The 18,062-nt window shown below is 58.0% G+C and carries 16 protein-coding genes and 1 riboswitch; of the genes, 10 read left to right on the plus strand and 6 right to left on the minus strand.

What is annotated here, in order from left to right:
• Window positions 1-188: 188 nt before the first annotated feature.
• The 4 genes from F1C16_RS07400 to sdaAB form a co-directional block, all read right to left on the minus strand.
• Window positions 189-1,178, minus strand: a complete 990-nt coding sequence (locus F1C16_RS07400; RefSeq protein ID WP_258049055.1) for an NAD(P)H-dependent glycerol-3-phosphate dehydrogenase — start codon at window positions 1,176-1,178, stop codon at window positions 189-191.
• A 134-nt stretch (window positions 1,179-1,312) separates the two neighbouring features.
• Complete coding sequence (locus F1C16_RS07405; RefSeq protein ID WP_185283690.1) at window positions 1,313-2,701, minus strand: efflux RND transporter periplasmic adaptor subunit; 1,389 nt, start codon at window positions 2,699-2,701, stop codon at window positions 1,313-1,315.
• A gap of 70 nt (window positions 2,702-2,771) precedes the next feature.
• The gene (locus F1C16_RS07410; RefSeq protein WP_185283691.1) at window positions 2,772-4,307 is read right to left on the minus strand and encodes a TolC family protein; all 1,536 of its coding nucleotides are present in this window, start codon (window positions 4,305-4,307) and stop codon (window positions 2,772-2,774) included.
• Between the two features lie 33 nt (window positions 4,308-4,340).
• Window positions 4,341-5,021: an L-serine ammonia-lyase, iron-sulfur-dependent subunit beta gene (gene sdaAB / locus F1C16_RS07415; RefSeq protein WP_185283692.1), complete on the minus strand. Its 681-nt coding sequence runs from the start codon at window positions 5,019-5,021 to the stop codon at window positions 4,341-4,343.
• A gap of 400 nt (window positions 5,022-5,421) precedes the next feature.
• Here sdaAB and F1C16_RS07420 point away from each other — a divergent pair, with 400 nt between their 5' ends.
• From F1C16_RS07420 to F1C16_RS07430, 3 genes are all read left to right on the plus strand, one after another.
• On the plus strand, window positions 5,422-6,396 hold the full coding sequence (locus F1C16_RS07420) for a tryptophan 2,3-dioxygenase family protein (RefSeq protein ID WP_185283693.1): 975 nt from the start codon (window positions 5,422-5,424) through the stop codon (window positions 6,394-6,396).
• A gap of 128 nt (window positions 6,397-6,524) precedes the next feature.
• Entirely contained in the window at window positions 6,525-7,520 is a 996-nt protein-coding gene (locus tag F1C16_RS07425) for a tetratricopeptide repeat protein (protein ID WP_185283694.1), read from the plus strand.
• A 214-nt stretch (window positions 7,521-7,734) separates the two neighbouring features.
• A complete protein-coding gene (locus tag F1C16_RS07430) occupies window positions 7,735-7,875 on the plus strand; it encodes a hypothetical protein (RefSeq protein ID WP_185283695.1) in 141 nt (46 codons plus the stop codon).
• 144 nt (window positions 7,876-8,019) lie between these two features.
• Here F1C16_RS07430 and F1C16_RS07435 read toward each other — a convergent pair whose 3' ends face one another.
• Window positions 8,020-8,577, minus strand: a complete 558-nt coding sequence (locus tag F1C16_RS07435) for a DUF2911 domain-containing protein (protein ID WP_185283696.1) — start codon at window positions 8,575-8,577, stop codon at window positions 8,020-8,022.
• A gap of 150 nt (window positions 8,578-8,727) precedes the next feature.
• Between F1C16_RS07435 and mgrA the strand changes: the two genes are divergently transcribed.
• The 4 genes from mgrA (at window position 8,728) to F1C16_RS07455 (ending at window position 13,250) form a co-directional block, all read left to right on the plus strand.
• Entirely contained in the window at window positions 8,728-9,729 is a 1,002-nt protein-coding gene (gene mgrA, locus F1C16_RS07440; RefSeq protein WP_185283697.1) for an L-glyceraldehyde 3-phosphate reductase, read from the plus strand.
• Window positions 9,730-10,083: 354 nt separating this feature from the next.
• Entirely contained in the window at window positions 10,084-11,385 is a 1,302-nt protein-coding gene (locus tag F1C16_RS07445) for an OmpA family protein (RefSeq protein ID WP_185283698.1), read from the plus strand.
• Between the two features lie 151 nt (window positions 11,386-11,536).
• Window positions 11,537-12,625 (plus strand): NADH:flavin oxidoreductase/NADH oxidase, encoded by a 1,089-nt coding sequence (locus F1C16_RS07450; RefSeq protein WP_185283699.1) that lies wholly within the window; start codon window positions 11,537-11,539, stop codon window positions 12,623-12,625.
• Window positions 12,626-12,923: 298 nt separating this feature from the next.
• Window positions 12,924-13,250: a hypothetical protein gene (locus F1C16_RS07455; RefSeq protein ID WP_185283700.1), complete on the plus strand. Its 327-nt coding sequence runs from the start codon at window positions 12,924-12,926 to the stop codon at window positions 13,248-13,250.
• 7 nt (window positions 13,251-13,257) lie between these two features.
• Here the strand turns inward: F1C16_RS07455 and F1C16_RS07460 are convergent, their stop codons facing one another.
• Window positions 13,258-14,562, minus strand: coding sequence for an MFS transporter (locus F1C16_RS07460; protein ID WP_185283701.1), 1,305 nt, complete (start codon window positions 14,560-14,562; stop codon window positions 13,258-13,260).
• A gap of 172 nt (window positions 14,563-14,734) precedes the next feature.
• On the opposite strand from F1C16_RS07460, the gene F1C16_RS07465 reads away from it, so the two are divergent.
• The 3 genes from F1C16_RS07465 to F1C16_RS07475 all read left to right on the plus strand — a co-directional run bounded on the left by F1C16_RS07465 (window position 14,735) and on the right by F1C16_RS07475 (window position 17,761).
• Window positions 14,735-15,094: a hypothetical protein gene (locus F1C16_RS07465; RefSeq protein WP_185283702.1), complete on the plus strand. Its 360-nt coding sequence runs from the start codon at window positions 14,735-14,737 to the stop codon at window positions 15,092-15,094.
• An 85-nt stretch (window positions 15,095-15,179) separates the two neighbouring features.
• Window positions 15,180-15,381, plus strand: a riboswitch (cobalamin riboswitch).
• Between the two features lie 181 nt (window positions 15,382-15,562).
• Complete coding sequence (locus F1C16_RS07470; RefSeq protein WP_185283703.1) at window positions 15,563-15,970, plus strand: acyl-CoA thioesterase; 408 nt, start codon at window positions 15,563-15,565, stop codon at window positions 15,968-15,970.
• A gap of 210 nt (window positions 15,971-16,180) precedes the next feature.
• Window positions 16,181-17,761, plus strand: a complete 1,581-nt coding sequence (locus tag F1C16_RS07475; protein ID WP_185283704.1) for an NAD(P)/FAD-dependent oxidoreductase — start codon at window positions 16,181-16,183, stop codon at window positions 17,759-17,761.
• The last annotated feature ends 301 nt before the right edge of the window (window positions 17,762-18,062 follow it).

Consider the following 18,062-nt stretch of genomic DNA (forward strand, 5'->3'; position numbering starts at 1 on the left):
AAGGTTCTAAAAGGGAATTTACGCGGCCTCGTTCCCCGGCCCTTGCCGCAACGGGCGCAAACGTTTCGGTTTGATTTTTCGGAAATGAGAAGCTATTTAGATAGCCCCACAGCCTCCCTACTTGCCCCTCTCGGCATCGTTTTCCCCTACCCCCGCAAAGGCACCAAAAAAAACCAAATGGCCGCTACCTACCGCAGCTTTTCCTTGAGTATTTCCAACTCTACGGCCGGCGCAATTTTCTCGTAGAGCACGTGGTAGGCGGCCGAGGTGATGGGCATCGTTACCTTCAGCTCCCGGTTCAGTTCATAGATGCTTTTCACGGCGTAGTAGCCCTCGGCAATCATGTTCATTTCCAGCTGCGCCGATTTCACGGAGTAGCCCCTACCCACCATGCTGCCGAAGGTGCGGTTGCGCGAAAACTGCGAGTAGGCCGTCACCAGCAAATCGCCCAGGTAGGCCGAGGCCGACAGGTCGCGGGGTTCGGGGCTGAGCGCGTGCAGGAACCGACGAATTTCCTGTACCGCGTTGCTCACCAGCACTGCCTGAAAATTATCGCCGTAGCCCAGGCCGTGGGCAATGCCGCAGGTCAGGGCGATGATGTTCTTCATCACGGCGCAATACTCAATGCCGTCGAGGTCAGCGGCGGCGTGGGCCCGCACGTAGCGGTTGCGCAGCAGCTGGCAAAACTGCTCGGCCAGAGCCACGTCGGGCGAGCCGATGGTGAGGTAGCTTTGCTTTTCCAGGGCTACCTCCTCGGCATGGCACGGGCCGGCCACCACGCCCATACACCCTTCCTTCAGTCGAAACCGCTCCATGGCGTAGTCCGTCACCAACTCGTTGCGCCCCGGAATCATGCCTTTGATGGCCGAAATAATGCGCTTGCCTTTCAGCGCGTCGCGGTCGAGCTTGTCGAGGGCCTCTTTCACGAAGGCGGCGGGCACGGCCAGCACCACCCAATCGGCGTCCTTCACTACCTCCGCAATATCCGTGGAAGGGAACACGCGCGTCAGATCAAAGGCCACCGACGATAGGTAGCGCGGGTTGTGGCGGGTGGTGCGCAGGTGCTGCACGTCGTCTTTGCTGCGCAGCCACCAACTTACGCGGGCACCGTTTTCGGACAGGATTTTGGTGAGTGCCGTGGCCCAGGAGCCGCCGCCCAACATGGCTATTTTTTCCAACGTATTGGTTTCCTTTATCGGTTATAAATCGATGTCATCCTGACGAAGGAAGGACCTTATCATGCGTCGAGCAACTGCCCCGGCGTGATAAGGTCCTTCCTTCGTCAGGATGACACGGAGGGTAGGGCCGCGCGCTACTTCGCGGCTACGTCTTCCTTCATCTCCGCTTTGTTGATGGTATTGGCATCTTTAATGGTCACCAAATCCCCATTTTTCAGGGTTTTCGACACGGCCCGGAAAGGACCGCTCACCACCTGCTCACCCGCTTGCAGGCCACTCTTTATTTCAATGTTGGCAAAGTCGCTCACCCCGGTTTTTACGGGCGTCATCACGGCTTTGCCGCCCCGCACCACAAATACCACTTCTTGGACATCCACTTTCGGAGCGCCTTTGTCGGCCTCGGCATTGTTGGCGCTGTTGCCGCCGCGTTGGGCCATGGCGGCCTTGTAGGCGGTAGAGTCGGAGCGGGTGGCCACGGCGGCCAGCGGCACGCTCAGCACGTTGCTTTTGCGGTTGGTAATGATGTTAACGGAGGCCGTCATGCCGGGCCGGAACGGAATGCGCGTGCGCCCGTTTACGGTCGTAATCAGGTCCTGGTACGAGGCGGGCAGCAGGCGAATCCGCACCTCAAACTCGGTCACGGCTTCGGCCGTTACTGCGTCTTTGGCCGTGTTGGCAATGCTGGTCACCAGGCCCCGGAAGGTTTTGTCCTGGGCGGCGTAGCTGTCCACTTCCACGTCCACCGAGTCGCCCAGGTGCACGTTGATGATGTCGTTCTCGTTCACGTTCACGCGCACCTCCATGGAGTTCAGGTTGGCAATGCGCATGATTTCAGTACCAGCCATCTGCGACGTACCTACCACCCGCTCGCCCTTCTCCACGCTAAGCTTGCTCACGGTACCGTTCACGGGAGCGTAAATGGTGGTTTTATCCAGCGTGCGGCGGGCTTCTTCCAGCGAGGCCTGCGCGCTGGACACGTTGCTCTGCGCTGCTTTTATGCTGGCGCGGGCGCTGTTCAGCTCTTCCTGCGAGGCATTGTAGGCCGCCTGCGAGGCTTCGTAGTCCGACTGCGAAATCACCTTCTGCTTGTAGAGCGACGCATTGCGGCGGTAGGTCAGCTCGGTTTGCTTGGCATTGGCAATGAGTTGCTGCAAGCGGGCCTGGCTCTGGGCCACATTGGCACGCTGCGTGTTCACTACTGCCGACTGCTGGCTGACAATGGCCTGATAGTTATCGGGGCGGATGCGCAGCAGCAGCTGGCCCTGCTTCACGGAGTCGCCCTCTTGCACGTACAGCTCCGTAATTTCGCCCGATACGTCGGGCGAAATCTTCACTTCTACCACCGGCTGTACCTTGCCCGAGGCACTCACCTTTTCCACGATGTTGCTCGGACCGGCCTTGGCTACCAGCACTTCCGTGCCCGTTGGCTGCCCAATCCAGCCCTGTTTCTTCCCGACTATCACGACGAGTACGACCACCACGACCAGGCCCAGCAGAATATAGAGTAAGCGGTTATTTTTCATAGGTTTTTTTGAGTCTTGAGTAGAAGCTTAAGGCTTAGTTGACGTTCTGCCAGCCAGCCCCAAAGCTCTCTTACAATTCAATCGATTTACCCTGGTAGAAGTCCAGCACCTTGCGGCGGAAGATGAAGCTGTACTTCGCCTGAATCATGCTCGACTCAGCAGCCGTGAGGTTGTTCTTGGCAATATTGAACTCCGTGCCGTTCAGCAGACCGTTGTTGAAGCGGATTTCCGCGTTACGGTAGGCCAACGTCAGAGATTCTACCTGCTCTTTTGAGGCTATATACTGGCGTTGAGCAGCTAGGGCATCAGCGTAAGCCTGCTCAATGTTCTGCCGCAGTAGCAGGCGCTCTTGCTCAGCGCGTAGTTCTGCCTGACTCACCGCAATCTTCGAGCGTTGCACGTTGGTGCGCGCCTGCAAGCCATTCAGAATCGGAACCTGTAGACTGAACTGCAATGAGCGACCCAGGTTATTATCCAGTTGGTCCCAGTAGCGTTGCGGCAGCGTCGATACGTCGCGCTGGTAGGTCGTCACGCTTAGCGGAGTAATCCCGCCTCCGTTCGGGTTCTCAACGTAAAATGTTGTACGTCTGGCGGTTGAGTCATCCCCAATAACCGTCAGGTTACGGGCAGAGGAGTAACCCGTGAAAATACCAGCCCCAAAGAATAAGCGTGGGTAGTACGCGCCACGCGCCACCTCCACGTTGCGCAAGGCACTCTGCACGCGCAAATCAGCGGCTTTTATTTCGGGTTGGATGGCCTGGGCCGTTTGGTAAGTAGTCGAAGGATTCACATCAGCCAAAGACAACTCGTCTGGGTCGGGCAGCGGGGGGGTAGTAATTTCCAGCGCCTGCGTGGCGGCTTCGTTCAGGTTCATGAACTGAGCCAGTTGCAGACGAGCCAGCGTTTCCTGATTTTGCGCCGTAATGACGTTAAGTTGATCCGTAGCCAGTTGCGCCCGACTATCAATAAGGTTGCTTTCGGCCACGCTACCTGCTTTCAAGAGCACCTGTGTGCGCTCCACCTGCTGTTGCGTGCTGTTTACGCGAGTTTGGTTGGTACGCACCAGTTCCTGCGCCAGCAGGGTCTGCAGGAACGCTGAGGCTACGTTCAGGGAAAGATCATTACGAGCTTTTTCAATATCACCCAGAGCTGCTTCGTAGTCCAGCACGTTGCGTTTCACCGTATTGCGCAACTGAAATCCCGAAAACAGCGTCACCTGCGTGTTGGCGGAAAAGTTGTTGGAGCGCGTAGTCTGGCTCTGGAAGTCGTTGGTCAGGGGGTTGATGCTGGTACCGTAGTTCCAGGTCTGAGAGCCGTTCAGGTTGGCGGTAGGCCATAGCGCCGCTCGGCTCTGCAGCAGTGTCACGTCTGCCAACTGCGCTGACAGCCGAGACTGACGCACGTTCAGGTTATTGGCTAGGGCATAGTCTACGGCAGCTTGTAGGGTCCAGGGGCCGCTGGGGGTTGGGGCCTGCATGCTACCGGCAGGCGGCTGCGCGGGCGGAGTCCGTTGCTGGGCGTGCGCCTCGGGCACGTTCCCTACCAGTAGCAAGAGGCCCAGGCCAGCCACCAGCGGCCGCCGAAACAAGGTAAACGTTGTTTTCATAAGCACAAGCGAAAGAAACAGGAAGCAATTTCTTTAAGCAATATTCGGAATATAAATAACGCGGTGTATCCAGCGCAACTGACGCAGGTACTCCAGGGTAATGGGTTTCAGATCAGAGTCCATCTCGATAAAATGCCGCGCCCGGTCGTTGCGACCCTTGCGCGACACCGACATGGTCGCAATATTACACTCATCGTGCGCAATAACAGAGGCAATAAAGGCAATGGAGCCCGTGCGGTCGTCGGCATCCAGAATTAGCGTATGCAGCGCCGCCGAGAAATCAGCCGGAAAGCCGTCTACCTCCACGATGCGAATGACGCCCCCGCCCCGACTCTGCCCCACTACCTCTACCTGGTGGCCAGTGCGCTCGTCGCGCAGTTGCAGCTTAATGGTATTGGGGTGCATGGTAGAGGCGTTGCCTACGCTCTGAAACGTGTACTGCAAGCCCGCCTCCTTGGCGTGGTCGAACGCGTCGCGGATACGCACGTCGTCGGTGGCGTAGCCCAGCAGACCGCCAATAATGGCGCGGTCGGAGCCGTGGCCCTCGTAGGTGCGGGCAAACGAATTGTAGAAGGTGACGGTAGCGTGGGTAGGCAAGCTGCCCAGAATGCGGATGGCCGCGCTGGCAATGCGCACCACACCCGCCGTGTGTGAGGAGCTCGGCCCGATCATCACCGGCCCGATCATATCGAAAATACTGCTCTTCTCTGCCATAACGGGCTAAAGGTATCAGATTCGCGGGGAACGGCCATACCCGGTAGCTGCCATTGCCTACTAGATACCAATAAGTAGGTAGGCGTTGCCTGAGTCGCTTTACAGTATTTAACAGGTATGCAATATATTAGTCAGCTTAACACACAATCAGGCCAGCCCATTAACAGCTCCTTACGCGTAGCCTTCTTGACCTATTTACACATCGCACAACAGACGAAGCCTTTCGCAGAGACCCTATCGGGAGTACTATCCTGTAAGATTTTTCACTGCGTTTGACATACCGTTCTAATCGTCAGTGTAGAGCTGGTTGGTGGGGTTTGTCGTTCTTTGCGCAGTAGTCCGTCTGGCTTTAAAATTTATACCGGTCTACCTTGTTGCTGACACGCGCTTGCTCCTGCTTATGCCTACCCCCACTTCCGAAGAATTCTCCCCCGCCGTGCTGGCCCAGCTACGCCGCCTGCAAGAGAAATACGCCGCCGATGGCCAGGACCTGGCTGCCTACCTCGAAGGTCTCTACTATGCCGACTACGTCAATTACTGGGACTACATTGAGTTGGACACGCTGCTGAGCCTGCAACGCCCACTCACGCAGATTCCCGACGAGCGAATTTTCATCATGTACCACCAGATTACAGAGCTGTATTTCAAGCTCTGCCTCTGCGAGTACGAGCAAATCGGCGACCTGCAAGCGCCTACCCTCCAAGAAGTGGTGCTGCGGGTAGGGCGCATCAACCGCTACTTCGAAAACCTGATCGACTCGTTTGATGTGATGGTGGACGGCATGGACAAGCAGCAGTTCCTGCAATTCCGGATGGCGCTGATGCCAGCCTCGGGTTTTCAGAGCGTGCAGTACCGCATGATTGAGCTGGCCTCTACCTCCCTCGACAACTTGGTAGACAAGGAAAAGCGCCGCCTCCTGGGCGAGTCGGCCGACGCGACGGAGCTGATGGGCTGCATCTACTGGAAAGCCGGGGCTACTATGGAAGAAACTGGGGCCAAGGCGCTTACGCTCACGCAGTTTGAGGAGAAATACACCAAACAACTGCACCAGCACGCCGCCGAGTACCAGCACCGCAATGTGTGGAGTGTGGTGCAACGCCTACCCCAGGAAGACCAGCGCCACCCCCGCTTGGTGCGCGCCCTGCGCCAGCTCGACGTAAGCGTGAACGTGAACTGGCCCTTGATGCACTTCAAATCGGCGGTGCGCTACCTCCAGCGCGACCCCACCGACGTGCCCGCTACGGGCGGCACCAACTGGCGTAATTACCTGCCACCCAAGTTTCAGCGCCGCATCTTCTACCCCCAGCTCTGGACCGAGCAAGAGCAAGCCGACTGGGGCAAGGCGTGGGTGGAAGAGGTGCTGGGGGAAGCGTAGACAGGCATACACAGGCGCCTGTTTGCTCTCAATAGCGGCTTAAGATTTGTAGGATACGGCGCAACCGGGGAGCGGCGTCAGCTCTGCCTTGCTCCTATCTTACAGCACTATCTGGCAGATACAGATATATGAAGCGTATTTTATTGGCAATTAGCTGGCTGCTCGTTTTTTCTCTCGGCGTGTGGGCTCAGTCACCGCGCTACGTTCCCACGGATAGGTTGCGGGCCCCCAACCAGATAAACGAGTTGCCGCGTTACGGCGGACTCCGCAAAACGCCCGAGCAAGTAGCCACCGACCAGCGGTTTATTGCACAGGTTTTGCAGCAGTACGGTACCGCGCAGGCCGCAGCACAAGCGCACGTCAATTTTGGCTGGCACTACCTGACTACGGGGCACGCACCTACCGCCATCAAGCGCTTCAACCAGGCATGGCTCCTGGATTCGACGGCGGCGGATGTGTACTATGGTTTCAGCGCCTATCTCCACCAGCAAAACCGCCCCGCCGAAGCCGCACAGTATGAAGCACTGGCGCAACGCCATGATACCCACAACAAAGGACTGGTGAGATATTACGCCAGCACTGCCCACGGCCAAGCAGCGCGCCGCGACTACGCCGCGGCCATTGCCACCAATGAGAAAGTACTGGCCCTGACCCCCAATGATGCCGCTGTCCATAGCCAAACGGGCTACTGGTATATGCAGCAGCAGGATACGGCCCGCGCCGTACAGTTTCTGACGCGGGCGACCGAGTTGAATCCCCAGGACTCAGTCGCGTATCTCAACCGTGGCTGGGTGCGCTACGGCCAGAAGCAATACGCTGCGGCTGTGGCTGACTACACACGCGCTATTACAATCAATCCGCACTATGTCAGTGCCTATGCCAACCGCGCACTGGCATATACGGACGCTGGTAATCACCCCGCTGCGCTAGCCAACTGGCAAACCTGCCTGCAATTAGTGCCGCCCCGCGATAAAAGCCAGTTCTACCGGCTTATTGGCATGACCAAGCTGAAAGCCAACGATAAAACCGGTGCCTGCGACGCCTTGCACCAAGCCTTGCAGTGGGGTGACGAGCCTGCGGTGGAGAAGCAACTCCGGCAGCTTATCAAAAAGAACTGTCGATAGCCACAACAGAAATTAATGATGTGGTTAAACCCATCTATTTTGCTAAATTTTTTAGCAAAATAGATGGGTTTATTCTACCCTTGTTAGTATCTTTGAACTAACGTACGGTTATCACCCCGCCAACACGGCTGCTTCTGAAACAGCGAAGCCCGTGTTGCGAGCACGGGCTTCTGGATAAGTAGGGTGTTTTGGCCACCCTCAAATCCACTGGACTATGGGTAAGAGACGTATGCCGCTGGATGGCTTGAAGCTGAGCTTCGACATCCAGGTAAGCAGCACTTTTGTTGTGAAAGTGTTGGCAGCCTGCGGCGGCGGGAGCGGGTTGTACCTGCTACTGTCGCACTGGCTGAAGTAGTGAAGGTGGCAGTCAGCCCAAGTGGTTGGCTGCCATTTTCGCTACACAAACATACGTGATATTTTCAATATGCAACGGGAACTGACAAGGTAAGGACAGCGCCAGAATGTTAGCTGTATATAACTGGTTTGCTACGCGTTGTCTCTACTTTACCATGAACTCTACTCCGGTAGTGGCCCACTGCATGGTTACTTTACCGGAATTGGCGGCCGTGATGGTAAAGCGCTCCACGGGCTGGCTTAGTGTGGTGGGCTTCACTTTTACGCGCAGAATATCCTGCTTTTCGTCGTATTCGTAGGCGCCCCATTGTTTAGCTGTTTTGTTGAAGATGATGGTCCACTCATCTTTGCCGGGGATGGAGAACAGGCCATACGTACCAGCCGGTAGCGCTTGGCCGTTGATTTTCACGTCTTTACTCACCATGAAGGTAGTGGCCTCGTTGGCACCGGTGCGCCATACTTTTCCATACGGCTCCAGCGCACCAAATATTTCCCGGCCTTTCACAGATGGCTGGCTGTAGTCAATCATGACCTTGGTGCCGCCCACGGTGGCCGAGGCAGTAGCGGGTGGACTGGGTCGCTTCGACTTGTCTTCCGGCGCTTTGGTTTTGGTGGCTGGCGTGGTCGTTTGGGCGTGGCTGTGGGTAGGGGCCGCCAGCAACAGGACGGCGCAGGCGCCTACCCAGAAGGAAATGCGTTTCATGGGAAAGTTGGTTGAGATGAGTACTGCGGCTATAAGCTAAAACAGTCGGGCTTTGTTTCCCGCCATTTGCTTTCGCTCGTATGAGTAGACCACTAGATAAGTAGCTTTTCGTTATTTGCAGCCGCTGACCTTCTTTTCATCCCTACCCTCATGACTACCCCTTACCACCCCAACCCCGACCGCTACCACCAAATGGAGTACCGCCGCTGCGGGCGTAGCGGCCTGAAACTACCCGCTATATCGCTGGGTCTGTGGCACAACTTCGGCGACGTGGACGTGCCCGCCACGTTTCGCGAAACGCTGCGCACGGCCTTCGACCACGGCATCACGCACTTCGACCTGGCCAACAACTACGGCCCGCCCTACGGCACGGCCGAAACCAACTTTGGCCGTATTCTGAAAGAGGATTTCCTACCCTACCGCGACGAGCTGATTATCTCCACCAAGGCCGGCTACGATATGTGGCCTGGCCCCTACGGCGAATGGGGTTCCCGCAAGTACCTCATTGCCAGTCTCGACCAAAGCCTAAAACGCATGGGGCTGGAGTACGTGGATATTTTCTACTCGCACCGCCCCGACCCCGAAACGCCCCTGGAAGAAACCATGGGCGCCCTCGACCATGTGGTACGCCAGGGCAAAGCCCTGTACGTGGGCATCAGCAACTACCAGCCCCAGGAAGCCGCCGAGGCTATCCGTATTCTGCGCGAGTTGGGCACGCCCTGCCTGATTCATCAGCCCAAATACTCGTTGTTTGAGCGCTGGGTGGAAGGTGGCCTGCTCGATTTGTTGGAAGAAAAAGGCGTGGGCTGCATTCCCTTTTCGCCGCTGGCCCAGGGCATGCTCACGGATAAGTACCTGCACGGCATCCCGGCCGACTCGCGGGCCGGCCGCGAGGGGCGCCACCTCACGCCCGAGCAGCTGACGCCCGAGCGCCTGGAGCAGATTCGGCAGCTGAACGAGTTGGCCCAGGAGCGCGGACAGAGCCTGGCCCAACTGGCGCTGTCGTGGCTGCTGAAGGACCCGCGCGTGACGTCGGTGCTTATTGGCGCCAGCCGCCCCGCCCAGCTCCTCGATTCGTTGCAGTGCCTGCGCAACACCGGTTTTCAGGACGACGAGCTGCAACGCATTGAGCAAATTTTGGGGGCGCGGTAACTACCCGCATCCATAACGCTTCTGCTTTGTCTGAACGCTCAAAGACAGCAAAACCACGGTTTTGCTGTCTTTGAGCGTTTTGCTTTATTTCAATACCATACTACTACAGTTCAGCTTATTGAATAAAAGCACTTTTCCGGGAAACATCACCGCCGCTATTCTTTTATGCACACCGGTATTGGACAGTTTCAAATCGCAGTGCAATCCAAAGGATTTTAGTACAAGTTATCTAATTGAATAATAGTATTTTATCCATCTTTTTTATTCTAAAAAACACATGAAAATCTCTATCTTCGGTGCATCCATCCGCACGTTCTACGTCTTACAGCCATGGGAAAAAGTTTACTTCAAACGGTGAAAAGCTGCTTCACCGCGCAGCAGATCAGCCAGATTAGCGCTACAGTTCGGGAGAACGAAGCGGGCGTTGAGCAGGTCGTCAACCAAGCGTCTACTCTGGTGGTGCAGCACCTGATAGCGCGCACCGAGCGGCCGGGCGGCACTGAGGTGCTGGCCACGCTGGCACAGGAAGCCTACCGGGCCGACGCGTTGCACCACCTGGCCGACCTACACACCACCAACTGGCAGCGCCGCGGCCTCGACCTGATGCAAGGCCTACTGGGCGATGCTTACGCTCTCACCCTCAATCGGTTGTCAGTATCGGCCTACGTGGAGCCCACGGCGGCCCGCACGCTGCTGGGCACTGTAGCGGCGGCTACGCTGGCAGCGCTGGGGCGCTACGCCGCCGAGCAGGAGCTGAGCGTACAGCAGCTCAGCGCCTACCTGCAAAATCAGCCCGAGGAACTGGGGGCTATGGGGACGGCCGCGTGGCATCCCGTTAGCGCCGGCACGCCTGAGCTGGCACCCCGGCCAGCGGCCGAGCTGGTGCGAGCCGGCGTGGGTAGCTGGGGCACCTCCCCTACTCCTGAGCCCGTTGATAGTGGGCGTGCGGCTACCTCGCTGCGCTGGCAGTGGGGCCTGCTGTTGCTGCTAGCCGTTAGCCTAGGGTACTATTTCGGACACGAGCGCCTGTCGGCTGTGCCGGGTACTGCGGCCTATGCGGGCACTGCCCCTACTCCTTCTGCCACTACATATGCAGCCAATGAAAATACGGCGTCGGCTACGGCTACCGACCCTGCCGCTACCGGCCACTACGACAGCGAGAGCGACAGCTACATCTATGATACAGGCCAGCCGGTTATCCTACAGCTGACGAATGGCACTACCCAGAAGGTAGGCGCCCGCTCCACCGAAAACCGCCTGTATACTTTCCTGTCCGAACCCAGTATTCAGGTGGATCCGGTGAACCGCACAAAGGGCTGGATCAACTTCGACCGGGTGTATTTTGAGCCGGCCAAAGCCGTGCTCACGACGGAGTCGCATCAGCAGCTGGTGAACGTGGCCGGCATTCTAAAGTCGTTCCCGAACGCCGTGGTGAAGATAGGTGGCTACACCGACAGCCTCGGCAACGACCTCCAAAATCTGCACTTAAGTGAGGAGCGTGCCCGCGCCGCCATGTTCGCCCTAGCCGATATGGGTATTCCTGTGGCCCGGCTGCAAGCCAAGGGCTACGGTGCCAAGCACTCGCTCACCAGCAACGAAACCGTAGAGGGCCGCGCCCTCAACCGCCGCATCAGCATTCGGGTAGTGAAGAAGTAACCGCCTCTTTCTTCGCTTATAACACGACGCCTCTTCTGCCCCCGCGGAAGAGGCGTCGTAACTTATTGGAGGGCGTGCTGTTTTCTCTACCCCGGCAGTTGTGGCTTGGCCGCTGCCGGGGCGAGAGTTTCCGTTAACGCTTTTCCTACCTATGTCTACGCTTCTTTTTTCCCCGCTGCATCTGCGCGGACTTGAACTTAAAAACCGCATTGTGGTGTCGCCGATGTGCCAGTATTCCTCGGAAGACGGCTTCGCCAACGATTGGCACCTGGTGCACCTGGGCAGCCGCGCCGTGGGCGGGGTAGGCCTCATTATCTCGGAGGCCGCCGCCGTGGCGCCCGAGGGCCGTATCACCCCTCAGGACCTGGGTATCTGGAAAGACGAGCACGTGCCCTTCCTGAAGCGCATCAACGACTTTGTGCGCCAGCAGGGCACCGCCATTGGCGTGCAACTGGCCCACGCCGGCCGCAAGGCCAGCACCACGCCCCCGTGGGACGGCGGCAAAGCCATTGCGGCCACGCAGCCCAACGGTTGGGAGGTGGTAGCGCCCAGCGCCCTACCCTTCTCCTCCGACAAAGCCACGCCGCACGCCCTCACCGAGGAGGAAATCCAGCAGGTTGTCGCTGATTTTCGGGCCGCCGCCCGCCGCAGCCTTGCAGCTGGTTTTCAGATCATTGAGGTACACGCTGCCCACGGCTATCTGCTGCACGAGTTTCTATCGCCGCTCAGCAACGAGCGCAACGATCAATATGGCGGCTCCTTCGAGAACCGCAGCCGTCTGCTACTGGACGTGGTGGCCGCCATCCGCGCCGAGGTGCCCGACGACTACCCCGTTATCGTGCGCGTGTCGGCTACCGACTGGACCGAGGGTGGCTGGACCAAGGACGATTCGGTGCAGCTGGCCCGCGTACTCCAGGCAAACGGCGTTGACCTGCTGGATGCCTCTACCGGCGGCAACGTGCCCGATGCCAAAATTCCGACTGGCCCGGGCTACCAGGTGGAGTTTGCCGAGGCCGTGAAACAGCAAACCGGGATGCTTACGGGTGCTGTGGGCATCATTACCACCGCCCAGCAAGCCGAGGACATCCTCCAGAAAGGCCAGGCCGATTTGGTGTTGCTGGCCCGCGAATTCCTTCGCGACCCGTACTTCCCCCTACATGCCGCCTCTGATTTAGACGTAGAACTGGCCTGGCCTGTGCAATACGAGCGCGCCAAGCGCCCTAAGCGGGCGGATAAGTAGTTTCCTTCCATAATAGGGCAAGCTTCTATTAGAACCCTGGCTGCTATAGTGGCCAGGGTTTCTTGTTTATTGCTAGTGCATTAGCCCTTTTTCCCAAAATAAAAAAGTCAGTATCATATTGATGCAACCTACTATACTCTATATCTTTGTAACTGTACTTTTGCTTATACAAAACGTGATTATACGCACTATATCTGATTTTTATTTGCAATATGACGAGGTAGCAACTGTATTACGAGTCGAATGGATAAGCGGACGCAACGTACGGCAACTGCGTCGCAGCGCTGGGCAACTGCTCATGCTGCTACAGCAATTAGCCGTGCGGCGGTTGCTACTTGATATGAATAGTGTGCCCGACTTATCGTTAGAAGATGAGGTATGGTTGGGCACACACTGGATGCCTGGCTTGGTGGTCCTACCCTTGGAGCGACTAGTATTGGTGCTGGATAGTGGGCAGACGCATAACCAGTTGGCCATTAATGCGCTGCATAGCCTGGTGCAGCCTGCCATCCGCTTCGACGCGCAGTATTTTTCTGATACGAAATCGGCTATGGGTTGGCTGACAGATGACTCGGACCGCCTTCCGGCTCTCGCCGCCGAATGGAACGCCCGGCATGCGCAGTAGCCGGCCTTTACGCTTGGTTCATGCGCGACGTGTGCCGGGTATCAGCCATGCGCAGATAGGTGACAAGGGAAATACTGGCGCAAGCCGTTACGTACCAGTAAAACCACGCTTCCACGTTGTAGCCCTTGGCCAGCAGCGCCACGTACTCGGCCGTGCCTCCGAAGATAGCAACCGTGAGGGCATACGGCAGTCCTACCCCCAAGGCCCGGATTTCAGTTGGGAACAACTCGGCTTTCACCACGGCGTTGATGGCCGTGTAGCCGCTCATAATCAGCATGGCGATGACCAGCAGGCCGAATGCGCCCCAGGTGGTGGTAGCGTGGCCCAAGGCTGTCATCAGTGGCACAGTGCCCAGCGTGGCGCCTACCCCAAAGGCCAGCAGCACCGGCCGCCGTCCTACCCTATCCGACAGCGCCCCTACCACGGGTTGCAGCACCATCGCCACGGCTAGCGCCCCAAACGACACTAGCGTAGCTTGGTCCTTAGTGAACCCCGCCGTGTTCACCAAAAATTTCTGCGTGTACGTGGTGAACGTGTAGAACACAATAGTACCGCCCAGTGTGAGGCCCACCACCGTGAGCACCTCGCGAGGGTAACGCATCAGCACGCGCAGCTTGCTTTCTTCTTTCTTTAGCGCTGCTCCCGCAGGCTGGTCATTCTTCACAAAGGCGTCGGTTTCTTCCATGTGCTGGCGCAGAAACAAGGCTACCACCGCTGCCCCCGCCCCAATAACGAATGGCACGCGCCAGCCCCACGCATGCAACTGCTCAATCGTAAGCACGGCCTGCAAACCCAATTGCACCAGTAGCGCCACCAGTTGACCGGCAATCAGGGTCACGTACTGAAAGCTGGAAAAGAACCCTCTGTTCTTCTGATCGGCCATCTCGCTGAGGTAGGTGGCCGAGGTGCCGTATTCGCCGCCCACACTCAGGCCTTGTAGTAGCCGTGCCACCACTAGCAGCACCGGCGCAAACACCCCGATGCTGGCATAGCCGGGCGTGAGAGCAATGAGTAGGGAGCCGGCGCACATCAGCAGCACCGATAGCAACAGGGCTGCTTTCCTACCCCGACGGTCGGCGTAGAGGCCCAGCAGCCAGCCACCCAACGGCCGCATCAGAAAGCCCACCGCAAAGATGGCTGCCGAGTTCAGCAACTGCGCCGTTTGATTGCCTTTGGGGAAAAACGCCGGCGCGAAATACAGCGCAAACGCCGAGTAGATGTACCAATCGTACCACTCCACTAGGTTGCCAATGGAGCCGCTGAAGATGGATTTCACCCGCGAGGCCATCGTGCGGGCAGGAGCTGTTGTCATGCAAATAGTCGTCGGAGGCTTTGTTTTTGGGAGACGTCGAAATGGCTTATCACACCAATTCAGATGCTACGCCTGCAACCATTCTTGCCTTATCAGTTCTCTAGTATCTGTGGTGTAGTTTTCTCCGAAAGCCCCCACTAGTTAGTATTCTATATTGATAAACCCTGCCGCCATGATACGTTATTTGCTATTGCTGAGCATTCTACTCGTAGCGTTTGGCTGCCAGAAAGACGATGCTGCACCGAAGGAATACGAGGTAATAGCCCAAGGTATCGGCGGTGACTGCCGCTTGCCCTTGCTACACTTTTCCAATACTCAGCAAAATGAAGAAGTAGGGAGAATGTTCGGCTCGTCACTTAGCGCTGCTTCCGCTAGTGGCAGCTACTACGGCCTGAATCTGCCCACCACACTGGCCAAAGGCACTACCTTATATGTTACTATTCGTAAGGCCAAAGCGAACGAGGACCGCGCTTGCACAACGATGTTGCCGGCATATAATGCAGTTTTTGTGACTATATACCGCGTTCAATAGCAGGTTGCTTTTGGTACGGCACGGACGTGGCTTATCAATTCCCGCGCCAGCGCCTACCTTTGCCGGTAGTTGTTCTTTGCCTGTTTTCCATCAGACAACGGAAGGTGGCCGCCCCTGGGAGTGGCCTGAAAAGGGAATCGGGTGCAACTCCCGAACAGACGCGCTACTGTAAGTACCCCCGCAGGGTCCCCGCTTGCTACCCATTGCCTGGCCCCACGGCCGGGCGAGCAGAGTTGGGCGGCTAGGAGGTATAAGTCAGAAAATCTGCCTGCCGCTGACTGACAATGCGTAGCCCCCGCGCCTGGGGCCGTTGTCGGGTATTGAGGAAGCATACGACCCGCCCCGGAGCGCCCCGCGCCGCCGGCCAGGAGTCGTGCGCGTATCTCCCTACCCCCCTATCGGCTTGGTTGTGGTTTGGCTTCCTGCGGAAAGCTGTCGAAGGGCGTTTCACCCTTTCACTCCGTTGTGATGACCATCGAAGAAAAAATTACCCGCGCCGAGACGCGCATCTTCAAAGCCGTATTCCCCAACACTACTAACCACTACGACACGCTGTTCGGCGGGGCTACCCTGCACATGATGGACGAGGTAGCGTTCATAGCAGCCACCCGCTTTTCGCGCCTGAAAATGGTAACCGTCTCGTCCGAGCGGGTTGATTTCACCCATCCCATTCCCGGCGGCACGCTGGTGGAGTTGATTGGCCGCGTGGAGCACGTGGGCAACACCAGCCTGAAAGTACGCGTGGACCTGTTTGTGGAGCAGATGTACTCCGAGGAGCGCGAAAAGGCCGTTTCGGGCGTGTTCACGTTCGTGGCCATTGATGAAAACAAGCGCCCCGTCCGTATTCTGGACACGCCCGTGGAGGCGGTAGGATAGCTGCTTGTCATTTCGAACGCAGTGAGAAATCTGGAACACATCAGACTACTCTACCCATCAGGCAGACAGGAAAATCTTGCGTGTGCCTACAATCCGATCAGCAGGAATACTTCAGATTTCTCACTGCGTTCGAAATGACAAGCTGCCACTCCTGCCGTATCTTTGCAATCCTTTTCCTACTTCGGTTTAAAGGTTAACTCCCTTTCACCCATGCCTACCCCTTCCCCCCAGGAAGTCGAGCTGCTGCTTGCGCCCGAGCAAGCCTACGACGAGCTGACCCGCTACGAAGCCCTGCTAGCCGCGGCTGGCTTGCGCCCCGGCCAAGCCGATTTTGTGCACCTGCGCAAGCGCAGCATCGACGCCCGCGGCCGGCAGCCGCTGGTGCGCCTGCGCGCCGACATCTACCGCACGACACCGCCAGCCGAGTTGTTCGGACCCTGGTTTCAGTTTCCGGATGTAAGTCGCGCCCATCGCACGGTGCTGATTGTGGGTGCTGGTCCGGCTGGGTTGTTCGCGGCGTTACGGGCTATTGAGCTGGGCATCAAGCCCATTGTGGTGGAGCGCGGCAAAGACGTGCGCACCCGCCGCCGCGACCTAGCGGCTCTCAACAAGCAACAGCTCGTTAACCCCGATTCCAACTACTGCTTTGGCGAAGGCGGCGCGGGCACCTACTCCGACGGCAAGCTCTACACCCGCTCCACCAAGCGCGGCGACGTGCAGCGCATCCTGCGCCTGTTGGTGCAGCACGGCGCTACCCCCGATATTCTGGTCGATGCCCACCCCCACATCGGCACCAACAAGCTGCCGGCCGTGGTAGCCGCCCTGCGCGACTCGGTGCGGCAGGCTGGCGGCGAGGTGCGGTTTGATACGCGGGTAGACGATTTGGTGCTGACTGGCAACCACCTGCGCGGCGTCGTCACGGCCAATGGCGAGGAACTGCTGGCCGATGCCGTGATTTTGGCCACCGGCCACTCGGCCCGCGACATTTACGAACTGCTGCACCGCCGCGGTGTGCTCGTCGAGGCCAAGCCCTTTGCCCTGGGCGTGCGCGTGGAGCACCAGCAGCAGCTCATCGACCGCGCCCAGTACCGCCTCCCCGACCGTGGCCTGTTGCCCGCGGCTTCCTACGCCTTGGTGCACCAAACACAGGGCCAAGGTGGGCAGCGGGGCGTATTTTCGTTCTGCATGTGCCCCGGTGGTTTTATTGTACCCGCCGCCACTGCCCCCGGCGAGGTGGTAGTCAACGGCATGAGCCCCAGCCGCCGCGACTCGCAATATGCCAATTCCGGCATCGTGACGGCCGTGGAGCTGGAGGATATGGACGTGCGCCAGCACGGTGCGCTGGCTGGCCTGCGCTTGCAACAGCAAATAGAGCAACGCGCCTGCCAGCTGGCCGGCAATACCCAGGTAGCCCCCGCCCAGCGCCTGGCCGACTTCCTAAAAGGTAAAATTTCAGTGGACCTACTAGAAACCTCCTACCAGCCTGGCCTGGTATCGGTGCCCATGGACAAGGTGTTGGGCAAGAACCTGGCGGGCCGGCTGCGGCAGGGCTTCGAGAACTTCGGGCGTAAGATTCCGGGCTATGCCACCAACGCCGCGCAGATTGTGGGGGTAGAGAGCCGCACGTCGTCACCGGTGCGCATTCCCCGCGACCGGGACACCTTGCAGCACCCGGTGGTGCGAGGCTTGTTTCCGTGCGGCGAGGGCGCGGGCTACGCCGGCGGCATCGTATCGGCCGCCATGGACGGCGAGCGGTGCGCAGAGGCAGTTAGTGGGAGCTTAGCGCTTTAATTGGAGCAAATACCTGGCTGGTTTGGCTGTTGGAATAAGGTGTTGTTTAACCGACAACACCTTTTTGCTTTGTAGATGTTAATGAACAAATTAGGATAAACCGCTGACTTCTACCTAAGCTAAGCGAAAACGACCAAGTCAGCCTTTATAGCAGGAATCAACCCCGTGAGAGTAGCTTCCTGTTTCTTATGGCAACGTGTCGTCGCTGCTGCCTACTGCCACGCTTACTACGTATAAGTGCCTGTATGAAACCGAATTCCCTACCTGCTTTTTACGCTGCGTGTGCTCCAAGTTCGGAGTC

Origin of the sequence: Hymenobacter sp. NBH84, assembly GCF_014217645.1 — a bacterium.
GTDB lineage: Bacteria > Bacteroidota > Bacteroidia > Cytophagales > Hymenobacteraceae > Hymenobacter > Hymenobacter profundi.

What these genes read in the sequence shown, in the direction of transcription:
- F1C16_RS07405 (WP_185283690.1), bottom strand. Translation starts at nt 2,701, where the DNA reads ATGAAAAATAACCGCTTACTCTATATTCTGCTGGGCCTGGTCGTGGTG.
- F1C16_RS07410 (WP_185283691.1), bottom strand. Translation starts at nt 4,307, where the DNA reads ATGAAAACAACGTTTACCTTGTTTCGGCGGCCGCTGGTGGCTGGCCTG.
- sdaAB (WP_185283692.1), bottom strand. Translation starts at nt 5,021, where the DNA reads ATGGCAGAGAAGAGCAGTATTTTCGATATGATCGGGCCGGTGATGATC.
- F1C16_RS07420 (WP_185283693.1), top strand. Translation starts at nt 5,422, where the DNA reads ATGCCTACCCCCACTTCCGAAGAATTCTCCCCCGCCGTGCTGGCCCAG.
- F1C16_RS07425 (WP_185283694.1), top strand. Translation starts at nt 6,525, where the DNA reads ATGAAGCGTATTTTATTGGCAATTAGCTGGCTGCTCGTTTTTTCTCTC.
- F1C16_RS07430 (WP_185283695.1), top strand. Translation starts at nt 7,735, where the DNA reads ATGGGTAAGAGACGTATGCCGCTGGATGGCTTGAAGCTGAGCTTCGAC.
- F1C16_RS07435 (WP_185283696.1), bottom strand. Translation starts at nt 8,577, where the DNA reads ATGAAACGCATTTCCTTCTGGGTAGGCGCCTGCGCCGTCCTGTTGCTG.
- mgrA (WP_185283697.1), top strand. Translation starts at nt 8,728, where the DNA reads ATGACTACCCCTTACCACCCCAACCCCGACCGCTACCACCAAATGGAG.
- F1C16_RS07450 (WP_185283699.1), top strand. Translation starts at nt 11,537, where the DNA reads ATGTCTACGCTTCTTTTTTCCCCGCTGCATCTGCGCGGACTTGAACTT.
- F1C16_RS07455 (WP_185283700.1), top strand. Translation starts at nt 12,924, where the DNA reads ATGCTGCTACAGCAATTAGCCGTGCGGCGGTTGCTACTTGATATGAAT.
- F1C16_RS07460 (WP_185283701.1), bottom strand. Translation starts at nt 14,562, where the DNA reads ATGACAACAGCTCCTGCCCGCACGATGGCCTCGCGGGTGAAATCCATC.
- F1C16_RS07465 (WP_185283702.1), top strand. Translation starts at nt 14,735, where the DNA reads ATGATACGTTATTTGCTATTGCTGAGCATTCTACTCGTAGCGTTTGGC.
- F1C16_RS07470 (WP_185283703.1), top strand. Translation starts at nt 15,563, where the DNA reads ATGACCATCGAAGAAAAAATTACCCGCGCCGAGACGCGCATCTTCAAA.
- F1C16_RS07475 (WP_185283704.1), top strand. Translation starts at nt 16,181, where the DNA reads ATGCCTACCCCTTCCCCCCAGGAAGTCGAGCTGCTGCTTGCGCCCGAG.